25 protein-coding genes are annotated in these 24758 nt (G+C 38.9%); 13 read left to right on the top strand and 12 right to left on the bottom strand.

Going from position 1 to position 24758, the window contains the following annotated elements; translation table 11 throughout:
* The coding region (locus V4596_13095) for a glycine dehydrogenase (aminomethyl-transferring) (GenBank protein ID MES2770074.1) at nt 1–900 on the bottom strand (900 nt) is incomplete at its 3' end.
* 189 nt (nt 901–1089) lie between these two features.
* Nucleotides 1090–2130 (bottom strand): TIGR01212 family radical SAM protein, encoded by a 1041-nt coding sequence (locus V4596_13100; protein ID MES2770075.1) that lies wholly within the window; start codon nt 2128–2130, stop codon nt 1090–1092.
* 92 nt (nt 2131–2222) lie between these two features.
* On the opposite strand from V4596_13100, the gene V4596_13105 reads away from it, so the two are divergent.
* Nucleotides 2223–2939, top strand: a complete 717-nt coding sequence (locus V4596_13105; protein MES2770076.1) for an MnmC family methyltransferase — start codon at nt 2223–2225, stop codon at nt 2937–2939.
* Nucleotides 2940–2942: 3 nt separating this feature from the next.
* Nucleotides 2943–3572 carry an HD domain-containing protein gene (locus V4596_13110; protein ID MES2770077.1) on the top strand — a complete coding sequence of 210 codons (630 nt, stop codon included), beginning with the start codon at nt 2943–2945 and terminating at the stop codon, nt 3570–3572.
* Nucleotides 3573–3680: 108 nt separating this feature from the next.
* Here the strand turns inward: V4596_13110 and V4596_13115 are convergent, their stop codons facing one another.
* Both V4596_13115 and epmA read right to left on the bottom strand, forming a co-directional pair.
* Nucleotides 3681–4187 (bottom strand): GNAT family N-acetyltransferase, encoded by a 507-nt coding sequence (locus tag V4596_13115; GenBank protein MES2770078.1) that lies wholly within the window; start codon nt 4185–4187, stop codon nt 3681–3683.
* Nucleotides 4184–5665, bottom strand: coding sequence for an EF-P lysine aminoacylase EpmA (gene epmA / locus V4596_13120; protein MES2770079.1), 1482 nt, complete (start codon nt 5663–5665; stop codon nt 4184–4186). The genes V4596_13115 and epmA overlap by 4 nt, the downstream gene beginning before the upstream one ends.
* On the opposite strand from epmA, the gene V4596_13125 reads away from it, so the two are divergent.
* Nucleotides 5646–6320: a hypothetical protein gene (locus tag V4596_13125; protein ID MES2770080.1), complete on the top strand. Its 675-nt coding sequence runs from the start codon at nt 5646–5648 to the stop codon at nt 6318–6320. The genes epmA and V4596_13125 overlap by 20 nt on opposite strands.
* On the opposite strand, the gene V4596_13130 is transcribed toward V4596_13125, so the two are convergent.
* The 6 genes from V4596_13130 to V4596_13155 form a co-directional block, all read right to left on the bottom strand.
* Nucleotides 6317–6625, bottom strand: coding sequence for an HU family DNA-binding protein (locus tag V4596_13130; protein MES2770081.1), 309 nt, complete (start codon nt 6623–6625; stop codon nt 6317–6319). The genes V4596_13125 and V4596_13130 overlap by 4 nt on opposite strands.
* Nucleotides 6626–6762: 137 nt before the next feature.
* On the bottom strand, nt 6763–8013 hold the full coding sequence (locus V4596_13135; GenBank protein MES2770082.1) for a glycosyltransferase family 4 protein: 1251 nt from the start codon (nt 8011–8013) through the stop codon (nt 6763–6765).
* Nucleotides 8014–8022: 9 nt separating this feature from the next.
* Entirely contained in the window at nt 8023–9324 is a 1302-nt protein-coding gene (locus V4596_13140; protein ID MES2770083.1) for a hypothetical protein, read from the bottom strand.
* A 68-nt stretch (nt 9325–9392) separates the two neighbouring features.
* On the bottom strand, nt 9393–9803 hold the full coding sequence (mutT, locus tag V4596_13145; protein ID MES2770084.1) for an 8-oxo-dGTP diphosphatase MutT: 411 nt from the start codon (nt 9801–9803) through the stop codon (nt 9393–9395).
* Nucleotides 9800–10825, bottom strand: a complete 1026-nt coding sequence (locus V4596_13150; GenBank protein ID MES2770085.1) for a quinone-dependent dihydroorotate dehydrogenase — start codon at nt 10823–10825, stop codon at nt 9800–9802. The genes mutT and V4596_13150 overlap by 4 nt, the downstream gene beginning before the upstream one ends.
* Nucleotides 10822–12084, bottom strand: coding sequence for a Glu/Leu/Phe/Val dehydrogenase (locus V4596_13155; GenBank protein MES2770086.1), 1263 nt, complete (start codon nt 12082–12084; stop codon nt 10822–10824). Before V4596_13155 ends, V4596_13150 begins: the two co-directional genes overlap by 4 nt.
* 143 nt (nt 12085–12227) lie before the next feature.
* Here V4596_13155 and V4596_13160 point away from each other — a divergent pair, with 143 nt between their 5' ends.
* From V4596_13160 to V4596_13170, 3 genes are read left to right on the top strand one after another with little or no spacing between them, the layout of a single operon-like run.
* Nucleotides 12228–13211 (top strand): glycosyltransferase family 9 protein, encoded by a 984-nt coding sequence (locus V4596_13160; GenBank protein ID MES2770087.1) that lies wholly within the window; start codon nt 12228–12230, stop codon nt 13209–13211.
* Between the two features lies 1 nt (nt 13212).
* Nucleotides 13213–14202 carry a D-glycero-beta-D-manno-heptose-7-phosphate kinase gene (gene rfaE1 / locus V4596_13165; protein ID MES2770088.1) on the top strand — a complete coding sequence of 330 codons (990 nt, stop codon included), beginning with the start codon at nt 13213–13215 and terminating at the stop codon, nt 14200–14202.
* Nucleotides 14203–14221: 19 nt separating this feature from the next.
* Nucleotides 14222–14383 (top strand): hypothetical protein, encoded by a 162-nt coding sequence (locus tag V4596_13170; GenBank protein ID MES2770089.1) that lies wholly within the window; start codon nt 14222–14224, stop codon nt 14381–14383.
* Nucleotides 14384–14417: 34 nt separating this feature from the next.
* Here the strand turns inward: V4596_13170 and V4596_13175 are convergent, their stop codons facing one another.
* Together V4596_13175 and V4596_13180 are read right to left on the bottom strand one after the other, a co-directional pair.
* Nucleotides 14418–14936, bottom strand: a complete 519-nt coding sequence (locus V4596_13175; GenBank protein MES2770090.1) for a GNAT family N-acetyltransferase — start codon at nt 14934–14936, stop codon at nt 14418–14420.
* A gap of 46 nt (nt 14937–14982) precedes the next feature.
* Nucleotides 14983–15801, bottom strand: a complete 819-nt coding sequence (locus tag V4596_13180; protein ID MES2770091.1) for a hypothetical protein — start codon at nt 15799–15801, stop codon at nt 14983–14985.
* Between the two features lie 456 nt (nt 15802–16257).
* Here V4596_13180 and V4596_13185 point away from each other — a divergent pair, with 456 nt between their 5' ends.
* The 7 genes from V4596_13185 to V4596_13215 all read left to right on the top strand — a co-directional run bounded on the left by V4596_13185 (nt 16258) and on the right by V4596_13215 (nt 24710).
* Nucleotides 16258–17982 carry a hypothetical protein gene (locus V4596_13185; GenBank protein MES2770092.1) on the top strand — a complete coding sequence of 575 codons (1725 nt, stop codon included), beginning with the start codon at nt 16258–16260 and terminating at the stop codon, nt 17980–17982.
* A 218-nt stretch (nt 17983–18200) separates the two neighbouring features.
* On the top strand, nt 18201–19361 hold the full coding sequence (gene rlmN / locus V4596_13190; GenBank protein MES2770093.1) for a 23S rRNA (adenine(2503)-C(2))-methyltransferase RlmN: 1161 nt from the start codon (nt 18201–18203) through the stop codon (nt 19359–19361).
* Nucleotides 19362–19420: 59 nt separating this feature from the next.
* Complete coding sequence (locus V4596_13195; protein MES2770094.1) at nt 19421–20326, top strand: PfkB family carbohydrate kinase; 906 nt, start codon at nt 19421–19423, stop codon at nt 20324–20326.
* A 98-nt stretch (nt 20327–20424) separates the two neighbouring features.
* Nucleotides 20425–21330 (top strand): hypothetical protein, encoded by a 906-nt coding sequence (locus V4596_13200; GenBank protein ID MES2770095.1) that lies wholly within the window; start codon nt 20425–20427, stop codon nt 21328–21330.
* Nucleotides 21331–21337: 7 nt separating this feature from the next.
* Nucleotides 21338–22303: a GGDEF domain-containing protein gene (locus V4596_13205; GenBank protein ID MES2770096.1), complete on the top strand. Its 966-nt coding sequence runs from the start codon at nt 21338–21340 to the stop codon at nt 22301–22303.
* Between the two features lie 33 nt (nt 22304–22336).
* A complete protein-coding gene (locus V4596_13210; protein MES2770097.1) occupies nt 22337–23416 on the top strand; it encodes a hypothetical protein in 1080 nt (359 codons plus the stop codon).
* Between the two features lie 76 nt (nt 23417–23492).
* Entirely contained in the window at nt 23493–24710 is a 1218-nt protein-coding gene (locus tag V4596_13215) for a glucose-6-phosphate isomerase (protein ID MES2770098.1), read from the top strand.
* The last annotated feature ends 48 nt before the right edge of the window (nt 24711–24758 follow it).

Genomic DNA, 24758 nt, shown 5'->3' on the forward strand with positions numbered 1-24758 from the left:
GGGGATTCTACGTTTGTATTCGTCTTTTGTTGCAAAGAAAGCAGCGTGAGGGCCACCGTAACCCATCGGAACGCCAAAACGTTGTGTGCTTCCGACAGCAACATCAGCACCCCATTCTCCAGGAGGAGTAATTAGAGTTAAAGCCATTAGATCACAAGCCGCAGTGACAAGTGCTTTGTGTTCTTTAGCTTTCATCGCAAAGGATTTGTAGTCTTCGATATTTCCATAGGTTGTTGGGTATTGAACAATCGCTCCAAAAACTTTTTCTGAAAAATTAAAAGTTTTGAAATCTCCAATCACAACGTTGATGTTTAAAGGTTTCGCTCTTGTTTGGATGAGTTCAATATTTTGCGGATGGCAGTTTTGATCTACGAAGAAAGTGTCTCTGTCTTTTCCAGGAGCGAGCGCTTGTGCAAAGGTCATCGCTTCGGCACAGGCTGTGGCTTCGTCAAGAAGTGAGGCATTGGAAACAGGTAAGCCTGTTAGTTCCGAAGTGATCGTTTGGAAATTTAAAAGAACTTCCAATCTTCCTTGCGAAATTTCTGCTTGGTACGGAGTGTACTGCGTGTACCAAGAAGGATTCTCCAGCACGTTTCTTAAAATCACATTGGGAGTGATGGTGTCGTAATAACCCATGCCAAGATAATGTTTGAAAACTTTGTTCTTAGACATGATTGTTTTTAATTTTTTAAGAGCATCATTTTCAGAAAGCGATGGTGAAATATTAAGAGGGGCTTTATTCAAAATATTTTTTGGAACAGTTTTTTCGACAAGCTCTTCTAAAGAGCTAAGCTTTAAAGCTTTTAGCATTTCATTGATTTCTTTTTCTGAAGGGCCAATGTGTCTTGCAATAAATTCTTGAGACGTTGAGAGTTCGCTAATGTCTCTTGTATTGTTCATAAGGTTCCCCAAATTTGAAGTGGTTGTTTTTTGCTGTAATTCCATGCGGGCAGACTAGCATGCAGATTAAGGATTTTGCGAGCGACTACGCGGGATGACAATCTTTATTTGTGTGATCGGGAAGCAGAGGGTTCGCTCAAAAGCAGATCTCGCGCAGGCTGCTTTTGCATTTTTTAGGTCTAGTTATGATTAACCCGGTGGCAGAGTTTTAAGAAGTGTTTCAAAAGAGGTTTGGTCAAAGATTTTTTCTTTAAACGGCAAAGGCAAAGTTCTAAAGTCACTGAGAGTCGAGGTTTCGGGTATATACTTTTGGCCTTGATAGGCTCCTTTTGCATTCATGTAATCGATGATTCCCTGGAAAACTGTCATTTTGTGCATGGTCCATTGAGGGGCAATCAATTCGTCCCAGCGAGAAGAGAGAGCGCTTAAGCGCTGAACCGCGATGTTTTGTGGTAAATGAGCGATAAAGGCGGCGACTTTGGCAGAGTATTCTTCGAGTTCAATAGGTTGGAAAAGTCCTTGTTCGTAAAATTTTTCAAGTTTGGTGTTTTTTAAGACGTGTAGATTATGAAGCTTTACGTTTTGTATCGGCAGTTGAGCTGCAAACTTGGCTTGTTCGATCACGTGCTCAATGGTTTCTCCAGGGTGTCCAAAGATAAAATGCAAACCAATATCCAAATTTGGAATATCCGCTAACTTATAAATCGTATCCAACGTATTTTGTGCCGAGTGGCCGCGCTTTTCGAACTCTAAAAAGTCTTCGTAGAAAGTCTGCGCGCCAAGTTCAATAGAAACATAAGTTTTTTCTGAGAATTTTTTCCAGAGATTGATAAGGGCTGGCGAAATGCAGTCCGGGCGAGTACCGATCACGATACCCACTACACCTGGATGCTTGAGAGCTTCTTCGTACATGGCTTCGAGATTTCTGATGGCCGTAAAAGAATTTGTATAGGATTGAAAGTATACGAGGAATTTATTGTACTTGGTCATGCCGAGAATTTTTTCTTTAACGTTTTCAATCTGCTGTTTCAGAGTGAATTCACGTTGTTCGGCATAAGCCGCAGAACCCCAAACGTCGCAGAATGTGCAAGTTTGCATGCCTTTCAAGCCTAAGCGATTCGGACAGGTATCAGCTACGTTTACCGAAATTTTTGAAACTCTTTCCCCAAACTTTTCGCGATAATAATCGCCAATAGAGTAATAGGGACGGTTTAACCACTGTTTCTGCATCTGATCCTTTACTTAGTCAAATACTGACATGAACCTTGATCTAAATGATATTCTCGAATATTGCTAGCTCAAACGTTTTTAAGGTAATTTTTATGAGTAAAACCATTGAATTTATTCTCACCGAGGATGGCAGTCCGACGGCCTACTTTGATAATTTTGGATCTGACAATTTTCAACATGAAAAAATGCACCATTCTGGCGGTGCCTTTGGTGAGAGTGTATATATCTACGGGCCGGCGATTCAATGGGGCTTTGCCAAGCTTGATCACCCTCAAATACTGTCTCTGGGAACTGGCATTGCGTACAACGAAATTTTATCAGCGGCATTTTCGATTGTGTTTGATGCTCCTCTAAAAATGGCAAGTTATGAAGCCAACAATGATTTGAACGAGGCTCTGATTGCTTGGCTAAAAAATTCTCAGGAAAAAATAGTTCCTTTTAAAATTTATGACTCCGTTTTAGAAATGACAGCCAACGTATTTGATATTTCTGGAGAAGAAATAAAATCCAAAATGCTTTCAAGTTTTGTAGCCGGAGATTGGAAAATCAAAGACGCTTGGGATTCTCAAGATCGTGAAAAATACAATGTCGTGATTTATGATTTTTTCAGTTCAAAAGCCATGGAACCTTTTTGGACCGAAGAATTCTTAACCGAGTTTCTAATGAAAAATGCGGACAAAAAATGTTCTTTTGGAACCTACGCATGCACCGGAAAACTGAAAAGAGCCCTTAAAGCCAATCACTTTACATATTATAAACGAAAAGGCTATCTCTGGAAAAGAAGTTCCACATTTGCGTGTCGAGGATAAACTATGAAGAACTGGGAAGAATTATTTGAAAAGAAAATTTCAGAAATTGCTACGGCGGAAGATCCGGCGCATGATTTGCTTCATTTTAAACGTGTGGTAAGAGTTGCCAAAGAAATTTGTGAAAAAGAAAATGGAAAGATGGAAATCGTTGTTCCGGCGGCGTGGCTTCATGATTTTGTGATCATTCCAAAGGATAGTCCCAAGAGATCTATGGCTTCGAGAATTTCGGCGGAAGAAGCCATTAAATATCTTGAATCTATTGGCTACCCAAAGGAATTTTATTCTGAGATTGCTCATGCAATTGCCTGCCATAGCTTTAGTGCCAATATTCCTTGTGAAACTCTTGAGGCAAAAATTGTCCAAGATGCAGATCGACTAGACGGTATCGGAGCCATTGGAATTGCGAGATGTTTTGCGACAGCAGGATTACTCAAAAGACCATTCTATAGTGACAAGGATCCTTTCTGTGAATCGCGAGCTCCAGAAGATAGAATATATACCATCGATCATTTCTATCAAAAATTATTTAAGACAGCCGAGATACTGCAAACTCAAGCTGGCAGAGAGCTTGGGAAAAAACGTGTCGAGGTTATGAAAAAGTACTTAAATGATTTAGCTTTGGAAATTAATTAAATGGGTGCCCGCGCGAGAATCCGTTTTCCGTGCTTACCATAGCCAAGGTTTAGCCTAGCTGCTTTTGCATTTTTTAGGCCATTTGATTTCTTAATTGAATAAGATCGATTACAATAGGATTTCGTAGACTCTAATTTCTGCGCCGTCGACTTCGGAGATGGACATTTTTATAAATTTTAGTCCTGCTTTTTCTAGAGTTTTTATTGAGCCAATGTTGCTAGGGATTGTAATTCCAAGAACGCGTTTTAATTTTAAAATATTTTTCGAATAATCTAAAACTCCAAGTGCTGCTTCAATTGCGTAACCTTTACCCCAAAATTCTGGAAGGTATGCAAAACCGATATCAGGATCTTCTTTTGGATCACGTTTAACGAGCCCGCAAGTTCCAATGGGAGTTTTATTTCTGAGTTCAACTGTAAAGAGTCCGTAACCGTTGGCTTCATAACTGGCAGTGTATTTAGATGCAATATGAACTTTAGCATCCTCAAGCGTTTTGATATTGCGATCACCAATGTTTTCGATAAATCCAGGAGAATTCATTAATTTTTTCATGAACTCAGCATCCGAATCATTTGTACGTCTAAAAATTAATCTTTCGGTTTCGAGAACTTTCATTGATCACTCTTAATTGGAAAGGCTCTAGTTTTCGAAATGTCTTTGATATCTACTAAAGCCATAAATAATCTGTCGAGGCCTAAGGCAATTCCTGCGGTAGGAGGGAATCCCGCTCTCAATGCGGTCATAAACTCCTCATCCACCGGAATCTCTTCGCCACTGCGATTTTTTCTGAAAGCAATTTCTTCTTTAAAACGTCTCAGCTGTTCTTCTGGGTCATTCAATTCGTGGAAGGCATTGGCGATTTCTAAACCCTTCCAGTAAAGTTCAAAACGATCTGCCCAACCATCAGGATTGATTCTCGCAAGAGCAGCTTGTGACGGTGGATAATTTTTTACAATTGTGGGAGCATCGTAGCCCAATGACAATTCAATTTTCTCTAAGAAGATTCTAAAGAAAATATCGTTCCAGCTGTCATCTTTACTGACTGAGATAGCAAGTTTCTTAGCTAAGTTTACCAACTCTTCTTTTGTAGTCTTTGGAGTCAGTTCAAATTCGCAGTGCTCTTGAAAAAGCTCTGCCACAGTTGTGATTTTTAGTAATCCGTGGCCCACAATAGGGTGGGGCCAATGAAGTTTTAAATAATTTAGAATTCCCTGAATGTCCTTCACCAGAGCATCAAAAGGTGAGTAAGCTCTGTACCATTCTAGCATCCAGAATTCGGGTTGGTGATGCTCGGAGACCTCGTTGTTTCTAAAGCAATTTTTGATTTCGTAAATGCGCGTCCAACCAGCAGAGATCAATTTTTTCATATGAAGTTCTGGGCTTGTTGGAAGATAGTATGTTTCTTTGGATTTATTAATTTTTAAATCTGTTTTGAAAAAATCCAAAAAAGGTTCTGTGCCAGGAGCTTTTAAAAGTGTTGGGGTATGAACTTCCGTAAAATCTAAAACCTCAAAAGTTTTTCTAATCAATTTTAAAAAATGCTGCCATTGTTTACTGCGTTTGAAATTAAAATTTTCTAGATAATAAGGTTCGTGCGATGGAGCCAACAATTGCAGAGAGTGCGCTCGGATTGTTTTTACACGAACTTCAAATCCTTCAACTTGGACTTCATTCCAATAACCTCTTACTAAAACATGATCACCCGTAGATAAAATCTCATCGTTGGGATATTTTTGTGAAAGTTTGCAATTGGAGCTAAAATCAAGAGTGAGGGTCTCGTCTTGGCTTTCGATAGAATAATGAACACCATTCTGGGCTTCGCCTTTAAAGATCCTGCCTGCGACCCAAAAATCATCAGTTTTTATTTTTTTTTCACCTGAATTGAGCTTTGCAAAATGCTTTAAAAAATCTCTAACTGTAAAGACTTTGAGCTCTAAAAAAGGGTATTGATTCCATTCTGATTTAAGGTATTGTTGTCTGGTGGTATTCATCTGTGTTGCATTGATACACAGGTATTCTGTGAGAGGCAAAATGTTTTCAAAGAGTTTTATAACTTTAGAGATCAAAGCACTATTGGCTATAGTTTTTTGCATTTTGTGCACTCCGAAGGCTTATGCTTACAGAAGCGAAGGGGTAGAAAGAATCAATCCCAACTTGGTGATGAAGCAGGCCGATAAAGAAGGTCTCGTGATCTCCGCTCATGAGCGCGCAGTTAAAAAAGATTTAGCAAAGCTCAAGCGAACTAATTCTAAAGAATTTGATAAAAAATTGGGACAAGGGCTAGAGAATTCCAGCCAGTTTCAAGGTTATCTACTGGAAATTAAAGAAGGTCTTCAAAACGTAGAGAAGGCAAAAAAAATCGCAAAAATTCAGCTCTTCAAAAAAGTTCAGTCGGATTGGAATATCATTAAAACCTCCGCCCTCAATACTCGAGTGGATAGCAGTTTTGCTTCTTACAAGAGCAAATTGAAAGCAGATCTTGATGGTCTTTATTATCTCAAGTTTGAAGAAGGTTATGTCTTTCAAGTGGGACAATGGGGATACGTTACTGTTTCTAAAAGCCTAAAGAACGTCAACTGGAGAGTGGAATTCAATTCTAAGTACGATAAAAACCAACTTGAAGAGGGTGCTGAAGATATTCAAATTCAAGAGGATGATGGAGCTTCGATGGAAGGATCTGAAATGGAGCCCGCGCCTGAGGAAGTGGAAGCACCTCCAAAGGCAAAGAGTCAGGGAGAATTCAATTAGTCGTCGTCTTCAGGTAAAGGTTTTCCCGCATTCACGTTGATTTCTTCTTTTAATTCTTTTCCGACTTTGAAAAATGGAAGTTTCTTTTGTTCAACTTCGATCACTTCGCCAGTTCTTGGATTTCTTCCTTTGTAAGCATCGTATTTACGATTTACAAAAGATCCGAATCCTCTGATTTCAATACGATCGCCTTTTTGTAGGGCTTCAACCATAGAATCGAAGATAGTATTCACTACGGTTTCTGCTTTGACCCTTGTGATTCCAGCTTTTTCTGAGATGAGATTGATAAGATCTGCTTTGGTCATGAAAATCCTTAAATGATTAGTTAATTCCTATGTTTAAGTCTGCCCCCGCGATTTTTGCATTTCAATGGGAATCGTAGACCTCGACCTAAATTTTTTGCTAAATAACGCTATGTTGCCACGAAAAGAGGCGTAGAAGCTTAATAGTGAGATCTATTGAGGATTTTCTTGTACGCGTCGATGGTTGTTTTCACCATTTTATCCGTGTCAAAAAGGTCTTTTACCTTTAATGAAGCTCTTTTTCCTATTTCTTGGGTGTTGAGCTGTCCACGGAAAATATCGAGAATCAATTGTGATAAAGTTTGAATATCTGCAGGACGAACCAAGAACCCTTCGATTCCATCTTCCACGATGGAAGAGATCGCGCTAGTTTCAGAACCGATAATGGTTTTCCCCTGGGACATTGCCACCAAAAGACTTGGCTCAAAGCCCGTCGATCTAGAACTCAGATTCACAAAAACTTGTCCGACCGAAATATAATCAAAAATTTGTTCGTCCGTAACAGCTCCGGTGAGAATCACTTTACTGCCGAGTGCGAGGCTGTAAACTTCATATTCCAATTGATGAAGAAGGGGGCCGTGACCCAAAATGATGAGTCTTGCATCGGGTTTTTTGATCGAAACTTTTTGAAAAGCCTTGAGAAGATTTTTGATGCTATCAATACTTGTCATATCCGAGATCGTCACCACGCATTGATTGTCTGAAGTCAGATTGTATTTGTGACTGATTTTTTCGATGGCCTGAATATCAATATCTGATTTGAATTGAACGCCGTATGGTACGGTGAACATTCTTGCATCCGGATAGTAGTAGTATCTTTCGAGCGCGATTCTTTCGGCAGGTGAAGAAACAAACACGGCATCGGCAGACTTTAGAACTTTGCGATCTGTGCCCCAATAAGTTCTTAAAAACTTATAAACCATGACAAAATCAGTTTTGAGCATATTGCTTAAACTCTCGCGCTTCATAGAAAGAATAGAAAACATTTGCGAGAGCTGCGTGCCGCGCACATCAAAGGCTGTAGCCAATTTATAAAGCTTTCTTCTGCGAGCGATGGGTGAGCCAGAGGAATCTAGGCTATGCACGATATGGAATCTGTTGAGTTTGTGAAGTTCGCTGAATTTCCGGCGAACTTCCGTCGGAAAATTGGTACGTCTCTGAAGCTTAGGATCAATGAAGTGGATTTGTACACCATCTTTGACCATCTCAAAAGTTGTAGGATTGGATTGAGAAGAAATCACCGTCACCTTGTGGCCCGCTTGCACCAAACCTTTGGCAATAGGAAATAAGAATCCATATTCCGAAGTTCTTTCAGAGAGCGGAAATTTGTATGAAGTCATACAAATGTTCAATTGATCTGGAATATTGCTTTTACGAAAAAATCCTAACATTTCTATATACTAAGAAAAAAGTGCTGAACATACAAGTGGTCTTGGGCGAAGTAGGATTTTTCCTTGGCCTAATGACCTTATTTCGTAATTTTGCAAATTTAATTTTGAGGGGACTTTGAGTTGATTTTCAAACATCACTCCGTGTACGGATTCATGCTGAAGTAAAGTTTCGGTGGCGATTTTCACGGCTTCGCTGCTGAAATCTGAAGGTGTAATGACTTCAAGGAGGTAGATTTTCTTTCTACCAGATTTAGAGCCAATCGCAAAGACATTGCCATTTTCGGTGTTTAAAATTCGGTAAGAAATTTTGATTGTAGTTTCAAAAATAGAGAGTTCTGCGTATTCCCTATCGTTACTTTCAATTTCGTTTACATTTGATCTAACTTGGCTTTTAAATTTATTTTTGGCTTTATTCAATCCATCGTTGTCACTTTGCCTTTGAAGTTCTTCCCTCAAGAGTTTTTCTTCGTAGTTAATTTCCGAAATGTACTTTTTAAAAAAATGAATTGTAAAAGTATGGTTGGTTTCTAACGAGTATTTCAAAGAAAATTCAGCGTAGGCATCCATATTGGATAGAGCACTTTCTTTACTTAAGATATGAGTACTTAAATATGTATTTTTCAAACTTCGGGCGCCTTCGATCAAATAATCATACTCATTCATGTTCTTTTTTCGAGCACTGGTCTGCATATCTTTCTTGAATTGCTGGTAAGCCTTTTCCAACTCATCACTGTTGTCGGGCGCAAAAATTTTAACATTTAATACCCCAGCGTTAGAAATATTCGGAACTCCAATTGGCTTCACCATGGCAGATAGAATTTCTCTTGTTGCGAGGTGATAATTGTCAAAGTATCTCATGCCTAAGAAGTTTTCAGTTCTTAAAAAATAAGCTCGAGCCTGGGACGTCAGTTTAACGATCTCTTCAAAGTATCGCCCTTGTGCAAAGCCTTGCTCTACAGAATATTTTGACTGTAGATGTTCTGCGACCAATTTTAAAGCTTGAAAAATTTTGTTATGCATCGATCTTGGAGCTAGATGTAGGTTATTTATAAATTCCTGGTAAACAAAGTCATGCTCGGGTGCATAGTTATTTTTCGCTTCAAAGCTATTTATAATATGGTTTGCACGTTTCTCAACTTTTCCTTTTAAAAAAAAATTAAATCTAGCTGGTATAAATTCCTGTTTAAAATAATAAGAATCTTTAGATTCTCGAGGTTCATCTGCAAAGCCAGAAATAGATATGATCTGCAATAAAGTAAGGACCGCTGCTAAGAGCGCTTTTTTATGCAAAAGTGTCGAGATTTTAGTCATTTTTTTGCCTTGGTAATCTGTAAATTCGCCTCAGTAATGTGACTAAACAATTATTGCAAGGACGATGCCTACTTCAGAAGCTCCATAAGCTTAGGTAAAATCTTGCGATTGGCCTCGGGGATTTCCATTTGGCCGAGGTCTTTGGGATCAATCCATTTGAGCTCGGTATGATGTTGGCTTTTGGGTTCGCCTTTCCAGAGTTGGACGTCAAAGAATAAAATTAAAATTGCGCGATCACCGTAGGAGTGAGTATGAGAATGTCTCAAGGCTCCGACTTCGGCTTCGATTCCGAGCTCTTCGTGGAGTTCTCTTTTCAGGGCTTGCTCTGGGTTTTCGCCCAATTCAATTTTTCCACCAGGAAATTCCCATTGACCAGCGAGGCTATGTCCTTCGGGTCTTTGACCTACGAGAACAAGACCATTTTTTCTGATAAAGCCAGTTGCAACGGGAATCCACGTTGGTCTTTTTTTGATCGTCATTTGTTTATCTTATAAAACTCAAGGCTATCTTGAAAGACTTTTTTAAAGAAAAAGGGACCTTCAAAGATAAGTGTTGAATAAACTTGCACAAGATCAGCGCCAATCGCTAAACGCTCGAAGACGTCCTCGGACGTCATAACGCCACCGACAGAGACGAGTAATTTATCTTTTTTATCTTTTCCGAGATGTTGAACTGTTGTTTTTAATAACAATTTTGATTTTTCTTTCAGAGGCAATCCAGAAACTCCGCCAGTTTGAGGAAATGGAGGGCAGTTTTCACGAGCAATTGTGGTATTTGTTAATATCCAGCCATCAACTCCGGCTTCCATACTCACATCCAGAATTTTTCTGAGTTCGTCTTCTGTCATGTCAGGAGAAAGTTTGAGAAGAATTGGAGTTGGAGTTCCAATGCTGGCATCACGATTTTCTTCGATGATGACGGATAAAAAATCTTGAAGCTTGTCCGGGCTTAAAAGAGATCTCAATTGAGGGGTGTTCGGGCTACTAATATTGATCACAAATACATCAGCAGAACCAGCGAGAGTTCTCACGAGTTTGACATAATCATCACAAGCTCTCTCCATTGGAGTGTCGCGATTTTTTCCAATGTTCACAAACACAGGAGTGAAATGAGGTTGCTTTAAGGAATGAAGTCTTTTCTTTACAATGTCTGCACCTTCACTCGGAAAACCGAGCTGGTTCCAAAGAGCTTTGGATTTTGTGTTGCGAGCCACGGTTTTACCAGGATTTTTCTTTTGATGATTTGGAGTAACGGTTCCAACTTCTACGAAGCCAACCCCCAGAGTCCAAAGCTCCTCAATGAGCTCAGCATTTTTATCAAAGCCTCCAGCAACGCCAAGGGGATTGGTAAAATCCAAACCCCTCCACGTGAAGGGCTTCCATGTGTAAGTGCGCATAGGGCTAATGCGCCCATATGCTTTTAGAAAAAATGGACTGAACTTATGACCAAGATTTGTCGGAAGAATGAGCCAAGGTTTGAGTCTTTCAAACCTTTTAATCATCGTGGGTATAGTCCTCTTAAGAGCATTGCTTTTTCTAATCTCTTAATCGCCACGCACATTGCCGCGGTTCTCATGTCCACATTATTGGTCTTTGAGAATTCCCAGACTCTATGGAATGCAGTCGTAATTTGTTGATGAAGTTTTTCGTTCACTTCGCCTTCACTCCAGAAGAATGAAGCCAATGATTGTACCCACTCAAAGTAAGAAACGATCACGCCGCCACCGTTGGCCAAAATATCTGGAACAATTGTTACGCCTTTTTTAGCAAGAATAACGTCTGCTTCTCCAGTACAAGGACCGTTGGCACCCTCAACAATCAATTTTGCTTGAATGCTGTTGGCGTTGTCCTTGTGAATCGCACCATCAAGCGCACTAGGTAAAAGAGCATCGCATTTAATTGAGAGAAGTTGTTCATTATTGATTTTTTCATGCGGCTGATCGAAACCATCAAAAGTTTTCTTGGCAAGATAATGTGTCCAAAGTTTTTTGATATCAAGGCCATTGGAATTTGCAATTGCACCTTGAACATCTGAAACTGCCACGATTTTTGCGCCTCTCTCGAATGCATAGAGTGCCGCATGTGAACCCACGTTACCGAAGCCTTGGACAGCAACAGTTGTTTGGTCCATTTTCTTTCCAAGATTTGTAAGGGCTTCTTGTAGACAGAATACAACTCCAAGACCCGTTGCGCCCATGCGACCGAGTGAACCACCGATTTCGATTGGTTTACCAGTGACAACACCGTTTACAGCGTAACCCGCTTGTTGTGAGTATGTGTCCATTAACCAAGCCATAGTTTGTCCATCGGTTCCAACATCTGGAGCTGGAATGTCTTTTTCTGGTCCGATGAATGGAGCGATTTCAGAAGTGTATCTACGAGTTAATGCCTGGAGTTCGTTGCGCGACATTTTGGTCGGATCACAAGTGATTCCACCTTTTGCTCCACCGAGTGGAAGCTGCAGAAGAGAGTTTTTGAAAGTCATAAGCATTGCAAGACCCGCAACCTCAGAAAGATTTACGCCTTGGTGATAACGAATCCCGCCTTTGAAGGGCCCAAGTGTTTGCGAGTGTTGTACGCGATATCCGTGGAATACTTTTACGGAGTGATCTTCTAATCGGATTGGAACACTAACGATCACAGCTCTTTTAGGTTTAACAAGTCTTTCTCGCACGTTTGGATCGAGGTTTACTTGTTCTGCTGCACGCTTAAAAATTTGTAATGTGTTTTGATATAAATGTCCGGCTATTAGCGATTCCATGATGTCCTCTTTGTAGGTTATAGATAGTTAGAGAGTTTCTCATATTTTAAATGGATGTCTATCTTTGTCATGAGTGGTCGGATCTCGAGCTTGCCATAAAGTGTCATTCACAATATTCTAACTTTAGAGAGAAACTTTAAAAGATGAAAAAGAATTTACTTATTCGTATGGATAAAATCGGGGACCTCGTTTTAACGCTTCCCGTGGACCAAGTTTTCGATCCTGAAGATCAAACTGTGTGGTTTATAACTCAGGGTCTAGAGTTCTTTCCTGAAAATGCGACTCCAAAAAGACAGTTTGTTAGTTTTAAAAAGCAGTTTAGCTGGTCAGAATTTAAGCGTATGGTATCTGAAATTAAGAAAATAAACCCCGACCGATCTGTCGTTTTTCATGCGCCATGGTGGGTCGGATTTGCAGTTTGGGTAGCATGCGTGCCTGTTCGAGTGGGCGTTCTGAGTAAAATTCATTCTTTTGTATTCTTTAATAAAGGGTTAAGGCAGAAAAGAAGTAAGGCTGAAAAGCACGAAGCTCACTATGGTTTGGAATTAGTTGAAGCCGCTTCTCAAAAAAAAATGGATTTCAAAAATTTAAAACCGCTTCAGCTCAACTCAACATTACCGAAAATAGGTCTTTCGCAGTGGGAAATTCAAAACATAGATTATGTGGTGGTTCATCCAGGAATGGCGGGATCAGCGCTCAATTGGCCGATTTCAAAGTACATTGAATTTATCAAAGAAATTTCTAAAACATACACTGTTGTAGTTACTGGGGGACCTAGTGATAAAAAATATGTCGACCCGATCAAAGAAGAATATCGAAATAATAATGGTGTTGTCTTTCCAGAAGGATCTTTAAAGCAACTCGCTCTTATACTTTCAAATGCAAAAGGTGTTTTGGCACCGAGTACAGGAGTATTGCATATAGCTGCGTCACTCGGCGTGCCTAGTTTGGGAATTTACAGCCCCATTGGCGTTGAACGCGCCATAAGGTGGGGACCACGAGGAATAAAGGCAGACAGTTTGACTCCTGAGATACAAAATAATAACTTCAATCGAAAAACAGTGATGGATACTTTATCTGTTGAGACGGTGTTAAATTCCTTTAGAAAAATTATGGCAAAGGTATAATATGAACTTAGAACAACATATTCAAAAATTTAAAAATAAAAAAATCTTAGTCGTAGGTGATATCGGCCTCGATGAATATGTGAACGGTTCTGTAAAAAGAATTTCACCTGAAGCACCAGTTCCAGTTGTAGAAGTGCACTCAGAAGAACAAAGACTTGGTCTTGCAACAAATGTTGCACAAAATATTCAAAGTTTGGGTGGAGTTGCGGTTTTAATATCTGTTGTTGGCCATGATTATGCTGGCGATCAATTGAGAAAGCTTTTGCGTGAAGCCAATGTTTCGGATCAATATCTTGTCACGGACAATTCAAGGCCAACGACAAAAAAATTAAGAGTAATGTCTGAGCATCATCACGTAGTGAGAGTGGATTACGAGCAAAAGAGGTTCTTGAGTTCCGACGTTGAGAAAAAAGTTTTAGAGATGGTTCAGAAGAATATTCCGGATTGCGAGGGCTTGATTCTTCAGGATTACGCGAAAGGTGTTTTTTCGGAAAAATTAATTCAAGAAATTATCAAGTCTGCGAAACAAAAAAATAAAAAAATCATCGTCGATCCTCATAGGAGTACTCCTGTCGAATACTATCGTGGATCAGATTTAATGACTCCAAATGCAGAAGAGGCAATCATTCTTTCCAAGATTCCCGCAGATGATTTGAGGGGAGTATCGAGTTCTTACAAGGAAGTTGGCGATGCGCTGATGAAGGCCATTGGATCCAAACAAATGGTAGTGACTCGGGGAAAAGAAGGCATGAGTTTTTTTGAAGATGGGAAATCTGATACCGTTCCAACGGTTGCGAGGGAAGTTTTCGATGTGACAGGGGCGGGAGATACCGTAGTGGCAGCCATGGCGTTAGCTTGGTGTTCGGGAGTTTCTCTCAGAGAAAGTTGCTTGATCGCAAATCATGCCGCGGGGGTAGTGGTGGCAAAAATTGGTTGCGCAACTTGTGATATCTCAGAGTTGAAAACGTCGTTTGCGAATAATCCTTCTTGATACTTTAAAGGAGTTACCTGTGTTTGAAGCATGCCTAATCATTGGACTCATTGTAGTTTATTTTCTTTTAATGTTCTTCTACCCGGAATGGGTAGGTATCACGGGCAAAGTCGCCAAGAAAAATGAAGAAGCCCACAAAAAAGGAACCAAAGCCGACGACGCCAAATTTTTTAAAGAATAAAAGGTGTAAAGCACATTTCCGTTTCGCAAGTGCGTTAAGTAGATGTTTTTTTCTCGAAGATCCAAGATTCGTAAGTTTTTCCTTCAAACTGAGTATCGCCAATAATTTTATATCCTAGATTCTGATACCATTTCACAAGATGTTCGGCTGGCTTCGCAGTGTCTAGCTGAATGCCATGATATCCATCGTAACTTGCAATTTCCTCAGCGAATTTCATGAGAGATGTGCCAATACCACTTTTCTTTAACTTAGTATGTACAGCTAACTTTCCAATGTACATTGTATGGAGATTTGTAAACCAATTTTCATCTCTGAGACTGACAGTTCCAATCAACTCTTTTTCTTCAAATACGACAAATACACGCCGACTTTGAATATGCTGTAAGGTCTCTTGGTCATCTTGATAGCTGGCAGTAAAGTTCCAGCCCTTATCAGAAAGCTCTTTGTAAGCAGAGTTTAGAAGTATTCGTAAGGCAGGGACATCGCTATCTAAGGCTCTACGAATCAGCAATTTTTTCGAATTGTGTGGTAGAAAAAAAATCTCTTTGCTCATGTTTTTAGTTGGTAATTATTCCAAAATATCATGATTTTTATCAGTTTTAATTTTGGTCGGTATTAAATTCGTATGTTTCTTCGATTCCTTTGCTTCCGTAGCTGTTGTCTTTAACCTTTAATACGTAACTGGTTTTCTCATTCATCTCTATTGCCTTCAAAGTAACAGCTCCCGAGTTATCTAAAGGAACATACATGCGACCATAATCAGATTCACTTCTTGAAAAAGTCTTTTCGAGGATCAGTTCATAAGTTTTCCCAAATATAGTAACATCAATAAAGTAATCATCGACTCCTTTTTTAGTAACTTCAACAGGGGTAAATTCAGGATCTGATAAATTTCTTTTTGCTATTCCTTTAAAAGAAGCGATCGCCTCGAATTCAAATTTTGGAGCCTCGCTTTCTCTTTCTGTAAAATTGAATCTCAGGGTTTCCTGTGCTTCTGCGTGAGAAACTAATGAGAATTCTTTTTCATTCATTCTAAGGTTTTCGTAGATAATGAGCTCACTGTATTGACTATCAATATATTTTCGTGTGGCGATGCCTGTTACTTTATCTGTAGTGGAACTTTGAAGATAAAAATCACTTGCACCTGAGTATCCTTTACCAGTGAGGATCGCTACCGAGATTTTTCTAGAATTAACAGATATCATTTCAAGGTAGATAGATTGGCCTTCAGAAGTTGTTTCATTCATGGTACCCGAAAAAAGAACGCTTTTGGTTTGAACATTAGTCATTGCAGCGAATGTGTGATCTTGAGTGATATTGCTGAATAGACTGCTGCAGATGCTAGCTTTGGCGAAGTGAGACCCTGATAAAATGCACGCCACGGTTATTACGGTTTTAAAGCAAATAATTTTTGACATGTTTTTTCCTCTTAAATCTTAAGACTATTTATAATCATCATATGCAGAATACACACCACTTCTATTGAAACACAGATTATTTATAGCTTTCTTAAAAGAGGGTGACCTAGAACTTTTACAAAAAACTTGTAAGTTTGTCTAATTTAACCCTCTCAAATGCCGTTCAGTTAAAGCCCTTTCAAAAAGCCAATTACAAATGCCAATATCCAGGCTGCACTCAAAACCATTTCCTGCAAATTGATCGTAGATTTCGATTTTTAGAAACTTTTTATGGCATAGATTTTGATGCTCTAGACACCTTTTTGTCTTTAAATCTAAATAAATCCACTTTTAGCTAGGCACACTACATGCTAAGTAAAAAGCTTATAAGAAGTTCGAGTTTGATAATATTGGAAATTAATCCAACAAACTTTAGGACGGTATCTATTAAACAAAGGATCGCTCAATTTGATAACTTTGGGAGTATTAAGCCAACAAATTTTCGAACGATATCAGAGAGTAAGAAGCGCTCCTCAAGTTAGACGTTTATTTTCATTTTATGGCTTCAGTGATTTATTCAGTTACGGGTATTTTTCAGCACCTTTGGTCCTATCCATCCTTCTTTTAACGTTACCAGTTCACTCTTCTAATTTTATTCTAAATCCTCTTGCAGCAGTCAAAAAGAATTATGTCCGAAGCTATACTTTTAAAATGTCCGAAGGAAGAGAAGTTCGTTATTATTTTTCTGATCAGGCTCAAGAGGGCTTCATGCAAACTAGAATTAATGGAATGCTTTTATCCCAGTCATCCAGCGAGCCACTGTTAGTCATGGTGGATTTCCACTTATCAGAAGAGGAAATTCGTAAGCTTAATTTGCCCCCTCATGTCAGGGTGATTCGTGCGGATCCCGTTTCGACTGCCATTCCCAGACAAACTAGAGAGGTTGATCATTATCGTAATAGGGAAGCCGTTTTTACATATGTTGATTCATTTTTGACCGACTCCATGAAGCAAGAATGGAAAAGTATTTCTTCTAAAGCATATCCGCAGTTTTTGTTGGCTTCCTACGATACAAGAGCGCCTATACCGCATGATTTTATTTGGCGATATCATAATATGACTAAGGCAGTCGGGGCTTTGGCAGCTATTGGACAAAAACAGAAGCCTCCCGTAGATGAAGAATATGAGCAATATAAAAAATCAGTCAAAAAAGAAATTAACTTTGATACAGAATCGCGAGAGTTGAGGCTGGCCTTTGAGGCGATAGACAATAATGCCAATGGCAAATTTATCATTCCTAATGAATTTGGAAATTATTTGCATTATCAGGGAGGAGCTAAGCTCGATCGATCAGCGGTAATTTCGGTAGGAACCTTGAGGTCATTTAATTTAGCTGCAGTTTTAAAAAGGGATTTGCTCATAGCTATGGACTACAGTGATGAGGTCCGTGAGTTCAACCTCATTTTGGCACAGCTCATTGCTAAGTACAGTCTCGCGGAATTCCTAAGTGTAATATTGGGTGGAAATCCAAATGAACTAAAAATTCAATCTAAAGATCAATTTATTAATCGAATTCAGCAATTGATGAATAGAGAACCTATAAGTTTTCAGGAAGATCCCTTAATTAAGAAATTTCATGAATTTTTTCCTAAGGGTAACGTCAGCGAAAATCAACAGTCGTTGTGGCTCATGTGGGTTTTCAGTTTGAGACAATATACTCAATCCGACAAATCTTGGCTGGCTACTTTTTTTTCCAACGAAGAAAATTATAATCATATTAAGAAAATGATTCTTGATAAAAGATTTTTGGTGGTGAGAGGAAGTTTGTCTGGAGATTTCTCAATGCCAAAAATCGCATTGTATCTAAAAGAAAATAAATATACGGTTTCTGAATTGGATGTATCAAATGCTATTGAGCATATTTCACAATTTTCAGGGGAAGCAGGGATTCGTGCTTTTCAAAGAAATATGCTGCAACTTCCGATTGCCAAAGGCTCGCGTGTGCTGATCACGGTAGACAAACGTTATGTCCAAGGTGGACAGTTTGCTGAATCTCCTCAATTGCAGAAGTGGATTTATTTAGCTCGATCCTTTCCCGAATTGGCTGATGATTTACAAAATGTGAGAGATCCAATGACTCTCAGTGAAAACCTCTCTTCTCGATTGAAAGTGTTAAGTTGCAAATCTATTTTTTTAGAATAAATGTAAAGTTTCGAGTGGAATCGGCCTGGAAGCATTAAATTGCATTAGAGATCCTAGCGCTCATGAATTCATAAAACTAATACAAATTGCTTGTCATTTTAAGGGTTTATTCGTAGAACCATGCCTTCGAATACGGCTGTTCCTAACTAGGCACGGCTCGGCTGTAATAAGCTAAAAGCGCCAGACAAAAACGTCGGATGCTCTGAAAGGAAATTTCAATGACTCTTGATACATCAACAAACACCACTGAGTTTAAACCATTCGTTCCAGAGCCGGAAGAAGAGGCGATCGTTTATGATCGCAAAAACTTTTTTGATCTTACTCTCGATCAATTAAAAGAAATTCTATCTAAATACGGCAAAGAGAAATTCCGGGCTCAACAAATTTATTCTTGGGTTTATCAAAAAGGCATTACAGATTTTGAACAGATGACGAATCTTTCAAAAGATTTAAGAGCTGAACTTCCTAAAATTTTAGAATTCAGAAAGTTGAATTTGCTTTCGCATTTAAAAAGTATCGATGGCACTCAGAAATTTTTATTTCAACTTCCGGCAACTGAAAAATATGCGCCACTTTCTTTTGAAGCGGTAATCATTCCTTCAAAAGATCGCCTTACACTTTGTGTTTCGAGCGAAGTGGGCTGTAATATGGCTTGCAAGTTTTGTTTTACAGGAAAACAAAAACTAAAGAGAAGATTATCTGCGGGCGATATCGTTTCTCAATTTATCCAAGCGGGTGAAAAATTAGAAGGCGACCAAATCCTTACAAATATCGTATTCATGGGAATGGGCGAGCCACTCGATAATGCTGAAGCGGTATTTAACTCTATCAAAATTTTAAACTCTCCTTGGGGCCGAAATTTCTCTAGAAAAAGAGTGACAGTTTCGACCTCAGGAATTGTTCCCAATATTAAATTGATTGCAGAAAGTGGTGCGCGTTTGGCGATAAGCCTGAACGCAACGACAGATGAAATGCGTGACGACATTATGCCAATCAACAAGCGTTATCCGCTGGCCGAACTTATTCAGGGTTGCCGAGAATATCAGCAGCAAACTGGCGATGATATTACATTTGAGTACGTATTACTTAAAGATTTAAACGACACTCTTGAGGATGCAAAGCGTATTAAGCAGCTAACGAAAGGCATTTCTTGCAAAATCAATTTAATTCCGTTTAATGAACATCCTGGTTCTGAGTTTAAGAGACCGGATCGAGTTAAGGTTTTGGATTTCCAAGAAGCCTTGATGAGAATGGGAATGCACGTGTTGATTCGCCGAACGATGGGTAGAGATATCTATGCCGCTTGCGGACAGCTCCAATCAGAATATGAAGGAAAACCAAAAAGATTAACTCCTGATGTGATGACATCACCAGCGTAAGATAAAAATAAGATACTGCTTCGAAGAAGCAGTATCGACCAGAAACCGGGGTAACGACAATGTCTGAGATTTTAGTAGTAGGAAGTTTAGCGTACGATTCAATTTCAACTCCCAAAGGCACAAAAGAAAAATGCCTTGGAGGATCTGCAAATTACTTTTCAGTGGTTGCTAGCCGCTACACTAAGATCAATATCGTAGGTGTTGTTGGCGAAGATTACGACGAGTCTAGCATTGAAATGTTAAGATCTCGCGGTGTTGATGTGTCTGGTATTGAAAAGAAAAAAGGGAGTACCTTTCACTGGGAAGGTAAATACAAAGACGATATGAATGAGGCGCAAACCCTTGCCACTCACTTGAATGTCTTTGAAACATTCGACCCTAAAGTTCCTGAGAAATTCAAATCTTCATCGGTTGTATTCTTAGCGAATATCGATCCAAAGTTACAATTGAAAGTTTTAGAACAAGCAAGCGCTCCAAAGATCGTTGCGGTAGATACGATGAATTTTTGGATCGAGACAAAGCTTGATGACCTTAAAAAAGTTTTAGCTAAAGCCAATATTATTTTTGTAAACAATACGGAAGCATTGATGCTCACTCGTAAGCCCAACGTCATGGCCGCAGCCAAGGCACTTTCAGAGATGGGACCGCAAGTGATTGTGGTCAAAAGAGGTGAGTACGGATCTGTGGTTTATTTCCAAAATCAATTCTTTGTGCTTCCCGCTTATCCACTTCTTGATATCACGGATCCAACGGGCGCAGGTGATACATTTGCCGCAGGATTTATGGGATACATTGCCAAGAACAATCTCGAGCTCACTTGGCCAAACCTTCGTCGAGCTTGCGTTGAAGGATCATTGGTTGCTTCTTACACGGTGGAGGACTTTGGTCTTAATAGAGTTCTTAAACTTAACGATCAAGACATCAAAACAAGATTTGAGAGCTTCTTAAAAGTAGTTCAGATCTAGTTTCCATACTAAGGTTCAGTCCAGAATGACACATTGAATACCAAAAAGGTACGGCGTACCTTCAGACATTCTCTTCTGTTTCCGATAATTTAACTAGAATGAGTGGAAAGACTAACAAAAAAACTAAAGATGATTTAGCAGATTTTTTCTTGGGAAACGATAAGGTAACTTCGTCTCAACAAAACACTACGGTTCTAAATCCATTGAAATCTGTTGAGCCAGATAAAACCTCTGTGCTTTCAGCAGAAGAAAAAACGAAATCCATTTCCATTCAGAAATCTAAGCTCACGGAACCTATAACAAAGCCAGAAGAGTACAAACCAAATCCTACTCGTGAAGTGACTCCGTCAGCTCCTAGAGAAAATTTCTTTAACAAAGACAATATTGATCCATCTCTATTCTCACTAGAGGCGGCGATCAAACAATCTGAATACCTAAGAATTGCTCAAGGAAAAGTAAAAAATCTTGAGAAACAAGTGGATGAATTAAAATCAGAAAATGAAACACTGTCTACTTCCGCAATCGTACTTCAAAAAAAGTACGATGAGCTTGCTCGCAAAATTGATATGAGCAAGATGGATCAAAAAGCTCAAGTCGATAATCTGAAAGATGAAAGTGTTTTAAAAGACAGAATCATTAATGAGCTCCAAAAAGAAAAAGATCAACTCCAAAGAAAGAACGACGAATTCCAATCTTTGATGAGCGAAAAGATCCAGCACGTGCGTGTTCGTGAAAGAGAACTACAAAATAGACTTGAAATTCTCCAGCACGAAGGTGACGTCGTCATTACAAATAAAGACGAAATGATCCTAGACCTCAAGAAACAAATGGATCAATTTCACTTTGAAATGGATAGTTATAAAGCTCAGGCCCGGGAATTGAATAATCATATTCAAAGTCAAAAGGAACAGATCAGAAGAAGTACTAAGGCTTTAAGACTAGCTCTTACTTTATTAGAAAATGAAGACATAGATGTGAGCGAAATAAAGAAAACAGGGACATAAGTACAAGATGAAGCAGCAGGATGTTTTAAAACATTTTATGGACGAATTCGAAATCTTAGAGAAGTTCGTTCTCCAAAGTAAAAGCCCTAAGCATTACACAGAAATTTTTAATTTTTTTGCGAATCAATTGCATTCTGAACAGGTTTTCTATTGGCTTGAAAAATCCAAAAAATTACCAGCAGATCCGGCAGCTAAAAAACCTAAGCAAAAGTTTCTGTCTCTACATAAGACCTCGCTAGAAGAATTTAATATATATAAAAAGAAATTCGAGACCATTGATTTCTCTAAAGCAAAGTTCCATATCGATGGAAAAAATCTTTTTCTAAAATTACCTTCCGATAAGTCGAATAGATATTATTGCTTTATGTTTAAGGGCTTTAGTGCAGATTTTGCAAATAACGAAATTCTTCGTTATTTCTTTATTCAAAGGCTTCATGGCCTAATGAACTTGATTGATAAGGTGGATGCAATTCAAGCTTTGAATTTTATTGATGATGTTACTGGATTATATAATCAAAGATATCTAAATATTTTATTGGATCAAGAAATTGAAAGATACAAGCGTTCAAATGTATCATTTAGCGTGCTCTTCATCGACGTGGACCATTTTAAATTAGTAAATGATAAGAATGGCCATATGGTTGGATCACAGATCTTAAAAGAGATCGGTGAGATTATAAAAAAGAGCGTAAGACTGGTGGATTTCTGTTTTAGATACGGCGGAGATGAATTTTTAACGATTTTGACCAACACTAATGCTGAGCAGGCGACAATTGTTGCAAATAGAATCTGTAAGAGTGTGCGTGAGACGCCATTCATCATGAATGGCAGCAAGGTGCAGGTGACTCTGAGCATTGGTGTGGCATGTTTCCCAGAGCATGCGCAAACAAAAGAAAAAATACTACAAGTTGCAGACGAGGCCATGTACTGTGGCAAGAACTTAAGCAGAAACATAGTTTATCTAGCAGGCTAGTGCTTTAGGAGCTTGCGAAGAAGTGGATCTCAGATGAGAAAAATCAAACTGATAGTGAGCGATCTGCATGTGGGTGCCGGAAAAGTTTTAGAAGATGGAAACATCAATTCTTTCGAAGAATTTTATTACGACGAGCGATTTGCAGAATTTCTTAATTATTACACGACAGGTGAATACGCCGATTGCGAAGCCGAGCTGATATTGAACGGTGATATCCTCAATCTTTTGCAAGTGGATTATCGCGGCCATTATCTTTCGGTCATTACAGAATCCATTACGGTAGAGACTGTGAAAAGAATCGTAGAAGGACATCCGATTTTTTTTAATGCCATTAAAAATTTCATTAAGAATGGAAAGAACACAATCACCTATGTTGTGGGTAACCACGATCAAGGAATGCTCTGGCCCCAAGCTAGAGAATATCTTAATCAAGCTTTAGGAACAAATGTTCGCTATAGAAATATCGTCTACTACTTTGATGGTGTGCATGTGGAGCATGGTCATATGCATGAACCTGCCAATAGAATTGACCCTAAGAAATTCTTTGTAAAAAAAGAATATCCTGAGCCCATTCTCAATTTGCCATTCGGATCATTTTTCTTTGTGGAATTTGTATTGAAAATCAAGCGTATCAATCCACACATTGATAAAGTAAGACCTTTTAAGGCCATGATAAGATGGGCGCTTCTGCAAGAGCCTAAGTTTACGATCATCACCATTGTGAAGTTATATAAATTTATGCTCGATGCAATTTTTTCTTCCGATCCAAGAAAGAGATTTTCTTGGAAACAAATCATTAAAATTTTCTTTGAGAGATCTATCTTTCCAGATTTGGATTTGGCTGCTAAAAAAATTCTAAAAGACGAACGTGTTCACACCGTGGTGTTTGGCCATAACCACGTTTATCGTTACAGACAGTGGTTGCGAGGTAAACAGTATTTCAATACGGGCACGTGGACCGAGCTCACATCACTCGATATGGGTTCACTGGGTAAACTCACAAAATTGACGTATGTACTTTTAGATTACCCAGAAGGAGCTCTACAGCCCTTTGCACGTTTAAAAGAGTGGCGAGGCTATCATCGTATCGAAGAAGACGTCGACGTATCGTAAATCCACACTAAAATATAGACTTTAATTCATTAGACAAATTGACAATTTTGGCAGTTTTCTGTTCTTATAGTGAGATATGTTCAAACTGTCAGAAAGCACTAGAAATGCCCCTGTGATAACCGCTTTTGAGACTCATTTCGATGAGGTCATTGCGGATAATCCAGGATTTATACGAATTCTGCATGATGCAGAATTGCTGAAATCTTCAAAAGAACGTGCAAAAGAAATCAAATCGCAATTTGATCATATGATCGTATTGGGGGTTGGTGGCAGTTCTCTGGGGGGCAAAGCCATTGCACAAGCTTTTGATTGCAAAGATAAGATTAGCTTTTTTGAAAATTTAGATTCTTATTCCTTCGATAGAGAAATCAAAAAGCTTAAAGACCTTAAGAAAATTCATTGGGTCGCAATTTCAAAAAGTGGCGGAACATTAGAAACACTCGCGCAACTGCAATTTGTTCATGAATTTTATCAAAAACAAAATTTAGATCTCACAAAACAAATGACAGTAGTTACTGAAACTGGAGGTCTACCATCTAATGGTTTATATAAATGGGCCGTAAATAATAAAATTCCAGTTCTTCAAATTCCAGAGGATGTAGGCGGAAGATTCTCAGTTCTCACTCCGGTGGGAATGTTTCCGGCAGCTTTTGCTGGACTTGAGGTCGATGGTTTTATTGATGGTGCAAAAGAAGCTTTGAAGAATAAAAAGTCTCTGGTCGAATTTTGTTCTCAAATTGCCACTTCTTTTGAAAAAAAAGAGTGGATTACAATTCTTTGGATTTACTCAGAATCTTTAAAAACGTTTGGTCTTTGGTTCCAGCAACTGTGGGCCGAGTCCTTAGCTAAGAAAAAAACATGGGATGGAAATCCTGCTCCCAGAGTAAGCACGCCTGTAATGATGTTAGGATCCAATGATCAGCATTCTATGCTTCAACAAGTGATGGACGGGGAGAAAGATAAATTCGTCATATTCATGAGATCTGATCGAGAAGAAAATTATGGTGATAAATTGGGCACAGTCTTTTTCAAAGATTTTAAATTCTTATTGAATGAGTCCATGGGAAAACTTTTTAAGGCCCAGGCCATTGGCACTCAAGCAGCTCTTAAGCAAGAAGGAATTGAATCTCTGACCATCCAATTAACAAAATTTGATGAAGAAGATTTAGGCTCCCTGTTCTTTTATTTTGAAATGGTAACGGCAATGCTCGGAAAGTATCACAATATCAATGCCTATGATCAGCCTGGAGTGGAGCTATCTAAACACCTCACACTCAACCAACTCAAGGTCTAGACACCTAAAGGACCAAAAGGTGCTTAGTCGCTTTTGGCGACTCACCTG

This window comes from Bdellovibrionota bacterium, assembly GCA_040386775.1.
GTDB lineage: Bacteria > Bdellovibrionota > Bdellovibrionia > Bdellovibrionales > JAEYZS01 > JAEYZS01.